The organism is Labilibaculum manganireducens (assembly GCF_002843385.1).
Classification (GTDB): domain Bacteria; phylum Bacteroidota; class Bacteroidia; order Bacteroidales; family Marinifilaceae; genus Labilibaculum; species Labilibaculum manganireducens.
In genome coordinates, this window is the sequence record NZ_MVDE01000066.1 from 1 (window position 1) to 4,717 (window position 4,717).

The following is a 4,717-nucleotide window of genomic DNA, read 5'->3' on the forward strand; positions in this document are numbered from 1 at the left end:
GGATTTAGGTTTGTTTAATATGTCGAATAAATATGTACTGTTACAAAATTAATTTGAAATCGCCGTATACGAGAGTACGTACGGTGGTGTGAGAGGGCGAGGGAGTAATCCCTCTACCTACTCGATTATAAAGTTGCCTGATATAAGTACAAATTGATGTATTATCAAGCAATGTATTTTCTATTTTTGTTGGGTAAACTTTAAAGATATTATGATGAAACTTACCAAAGGAAAAATAATTATTGGCTCAATTGTCATTGTGCTGTTTTTTATCTTCCTAATGCTGTCTGCAATTGTTAGATATTGGGTGAATAAGAATTCGGAAGAACTGATTGGGCGTAAGATTGAAATTTCAGAACTTCATTTTAACTATGCCAAGGTTTCGGCAAGAGTAAAAGGATTTAGGTTATATGAATTAGATGGAAACAGCAATTTTGTTTCTTTCGATGAATTGTATGTGAATATTAACCCTTGGAAATTATTGTCAGGAGAGTATTCTGTTAGTGAAATTTATTTGGATGGACTAAATGTATCGGTAATAAAGAATTTAGAGGGATTTAATTTTAGTGATTTGATAAAAGAAGATAATTCGCAAGCTGTTGATAGTACTAATTTAAAAGAGGACAATGAGCTTGTGAAGTTTGAAATTAGGAATATCGAAATTAAAAACGGGCACGTTAATTACCTTGATCAGGAAAAAGATAACAATATTGATCTCAAGAATATTAATATTGAATTACCTTTAATTGCTTGGAATAATGACAAATCAGAGATGGGTGTTAATTTTTCAATGGGAAAAACGGGGAATGTTTCTATCAATGCGGACATCGATCATTTTATAAAACGATATACTATTAATTTAGGAGTTACTTCTTTGGATATTAGCCCTTTTGTGGTCTATTTGAAAGATTACATGATGGTTTCAAAAATGGCAGGCTTGTTGGATACGAAGCTTAACATTAATGGCAGTATGAATGATTTTATGGATGTTTTTGTTAAGGGAGATGCAGCTCTTCAAGAGTTCTCAATATATGATTCTGAGGAAAAACCATTTGTATCAGCGAAAGCTGCGAAAGTGGTTTTAGATTCATTGCATATTGGTTCTTCCCATTATGAAATAGGACGTGTTAGTATGGACTCGCCGGTTATTTATGCGGATTTATATTCTGATGACTGCAATTTTGAAAAGATATTTGAGCCCTTCTTGAAATCAGATACACTTTCTGTTGACACTATTACTAAAGAGGAACTGGAATCTTCATTGTTTTATCAACTGGATACAATCGTTCTTACTAAGGGAGTTGTGAAATTTACTGATCATACATTAAATCGAAAATTTGTTTACGATCTGTATGATATCAATATTAATATGGGAACTGTTAATGCAGATGCACCGAAGATACCAGTTGCTTATTCAATGAATTTAAATGGAGGAGGAAAATCTTCCGGTTCTGCTGTTTTTAGTTTAAAAGACGCAACACAATTTAATATACGTGGAAAGATTGAAAGGCTTGATTTGATGAGCTTTTCACCATATACGGAGTTTTATATTGCAAGACCTATTACTCAAGGAGAGCTAACTTATGATTGTAGTCTGGATATGACTCCTGCATCGCTGAAAAATATGAATAAGATAAAAGTATCGGAATTCGATTTTGGGAATAAGACCAAAGATCCCAATACTATAAAGGCTCCGGTACGTTTAGCTTTGTATCTATTAAAAGATCAAAATGATCAGATTAAATTTGACTTGCCGGTTTCCGGGAATCCAAAAGATCCGGAATTTAGAGTAGGGAAAATTATATGGAAGACATTTATGAATTTTTTGGTGAAAACGGCCAGTAAACCATTTGGGTTATTGGGTAATTTAGTTGGATCAAATCCTGAAAGTATTGAAAAAATACCGTTTCATTTTTTACAGGATAGTTTGGATGCTGCACACATAAATACTTTGGAAACAATTGCAGATATACTTAAGAAAAAACCGGATTTAAAATTTTCATTTTCTCAGGAAACAAATATTGGTGAAGAAAGGATTTTACTCGCAGTAAGAGAATGTGCAAACCGTTTTTTTCAATCAACAGCCATGGAGGAGAAGATTGTCCCGAATCTTCAATTAATGGAATGGGCAAATAACAGTCCGGAATTTAGAACCTATATTTTTAATCAGGATAAGTCGAATGTGAAACAATCAATTCAAGACAATTGTGTTGCCATAATCGGAGAACAGGAAATAAGTATTTTATTCGGGAAGCTTTATGAGAAAAGAAACCAGCTCGTTTCAAATCACCTGATTAATAATTTATTAGTAGATGTAAGTGCATTTGAAATGAAAAGGACTGATTTAAGAAATTTGTCTGAGGAACAACGTACTCCAAATTTTCGAGTTGAGGTATCGTTACAATAATATTTAATGTGGATGATTATATTGATGCATAGTATCTTGTAAAGCTAGGTGTTTTTTTATATGTTTGTTAAATCATGAATGAAGAAATAAATTTATATTTTATAACGAAGTGGAAGTCCCAATTTAAAAAGGGACTTCTCGAATATATTATTCTGCTATTGTTGCGGTCCAGGCCATGTTATGGATACGAGCTAATTAGTGAGATGAATCAATTTACATCACTCGAAATTGCTGAGGGTACTATTTATCCCTTATTGAATCGATTGAAGAAAGAAAAATTGGTTACCTCTGAATGGGCCGAAATGGATACAGGTATTCCACGAAAGTATTATAAACTTACCGAAGAAGGAACTGCTCATCTAATGGTGATGAGAGAATATGTTGATGCTTTAAACCTTTCGATTGAGAGGATCAAAGAAAGTGTTTAAATAACCAGAGAAATCATATAATTAGTAGGTGATGAAGAAGTATATTTTGTCCTTGGATCAAGGAACCTCAGTGTCGAAAGCAATAATATTTAATAAGGATGGAGAAATTGTTTCTTTGGTTCAAAAAGAATATGAACAATACTATCCCAAGCCCGGTTGGATTGAACAGGATGCCAAGGAGATTTGGTATTCTCAGGCATCAGTTGCAGAAGAAGTTTTGGAAAAAGCAGGCCTGACCGGAGCCGATATTGCAGGTATAGGTATTACGAATCAAAGGGAAACTACTATTATTTGGGATAAGGCAACTGGTCAGCCTATTTACAATGCAATTGTTTGGCAGGATAAACGTACTTCTCATATTTGTGATGAATTGAAGAAACGAGGTTATGCTTCTTTGATAAAAGCAAAGACGGGCTTAATTCTTGATGCTTTTTTTTCCGCAACAAAAATAAAATGGCTTCTCGATAATGTTGAAGGAGCAAGAGAAAAAGCAGAAAGAGGTGAGTTGGCTTTTGGTACCGTAGATAGTTGGTTAATATGGAAGCTTACCAAGGGAGAAAAGCATGTTACAGACGTGTCTAACGCAAGTCGTACAATGCTTTATAATATCCATGAATTGGAATGGGATCAGGAAATATTGGATATCATGAACATTCCCGCTTCACTGCTGCCAAAAGTATGCTCATCCAGCGAAGTGTACGGAAGTACAAAAAGATCGATGTTTGGGACTGATATACCAATTTCCGGAATTTGTGGGGATCAGCAGGCTGCTTTGTTTGGGCAGGTTTGTTTCGAGAAGGGAATGGTGAAAAACACTTACAATACGGGTTGTTTTATTTTAATGAATACCGGAGATCAGCCGGTTGAATCAAAAAACGACTTAATTACGACAATAGCCTGGAGTATTGGAGACAAGGTTACTTATGCACTTGAAGGAAGTGTATTTATTGGTGGTGCGGTGGTTCAGTGGCTCCGCGATGGTTTGGGTTTAATTCACTCCACCGAGGAAATTGAAATTCTTGCTCTTACCGAAAAGGATAATGGTGGGGTGTATATTGTACCTGCTTTTACTGGATTAGGAGCACCTTATTGGGATCAATACGCCAGAGGAACATTTTGGGGATTGAATATGGGAACGAGTATTGGTCATATTGCCCGGGCTTCATTAGAATCGATTGCTCACAGATCATCAGATGTATTGAAAGCAATGGAAGCAGACTCGGGGATGAAATTTAAACAACTTAGAGCTGGAGGGACTATGGTGAATAATACCTTACTTCAATATCAGGCTGATTTTTATGATATTCCTGTGGTTCAATCTAGAATTAAGGAGATTGCAGCATTGGGAGCAGCCTATCTGGCAGGATTGGGAGTTGGCTTCTGGAAAGATACAGATGAAATAAGAGAACATTGGAAGATAGCAAAGGAATTTAATGTTTTAATGGAAAAGGAAACTGTAGCGCACCATAAAAAATATTGGGATAAGGCAGTAAGTCGCTCCTTAAACTGGATTGATTCTGATGAATAAAATTTCTATTTTTTATAAAGAACGCCATACTTAATAAGTGTGGCGTTCTTGGTATGTCGGGCATGGTAACGTGCTATCAAGATGAAACGTTCTTGAGTTCGCCGAGTTGACAGGAAGAACTAGCAATTGGCAAGGGTGTTGGGGGCGACCCCAAATCTGAAGGAAGCCATCAGCAAAGTCATCGTTCTAACGAACAGAAACTTGATATAAGGCTTATTAGTGTGGGTAACCGAGCTATGGATTGGGAAAACCCAAAAGTCAACCGTAACCACTAAGAGTAAATCAAGTAGGACGTGACGAAAGTACGTTATCTTATCCCGAGAGATCTCATAACCTGTTGTCCAAAACAACAAA

At 35.7% G+C, this 4,717-nt stretch carries 3 protein-coding genes; all 3 read left to right on the top strand.

The annotated features are described in order from the left end of the window. The first annotated feature begins 214 nt into the window (after positions 1–214). Positions 215–2,407: an AsmA family protein gene (locus tag BZG01_RS21095; protein WP_218973191.1), complete on the top strand. Its 2,193-nt coding sequence runs from the start codon at positions 215–217 to the stop codon at positions 2,405–2,407. 74 nt (positions 2,408–2,481) lie between these two features. After that, positions 2,482–2,835: a PadR family transcriptional regulator gene (locus BZG01_RS22035; protein ID WP_101311822.1), complete on the top strand. Its 354-nt coding sequence runs from the start codon at positions 2,482–2,484 to the stop codon at positions 2,833–2,835. Positions 2,836–2,866: 31 nt separating this feature from the next. Then, positions 2,867–4,363, top strand: coding sequence for a glycerol kinase GlpK (gene glpK, locus BZG01_RS21105; protein ID WP_180327418.1), 1,497 nt, complete (start codon positions 2,867–2,869; stop codon positions 4,361–4,363). Positions 4,364–4,717: the final 354 nt, after the last annotated feature.

Bases quoted from the DNA above. Each gene is read 5' to 3' on its own strand.
- glpK (WP_180327418.1), top strand. From the start codon at position 2,867: ATGAAGAAGTATATTTTGTCCTTGGATCAAGGAACCTCAGTGTCGAAA.
- BZG01_RS22035 (WP_101311822.1), top strand. From the start codon at position 2,482: ATGAATGAAGAAATAAATTTATATTTTATAACGAAGTGGAAGTCCCAA.
- BZG01_RS21095 (WP_218973191.1), top strand. From the start codon at position 215: ATGAAACTTACCAAAGGAAAAATAATTATTGGCTCAATTGTCATTGTG.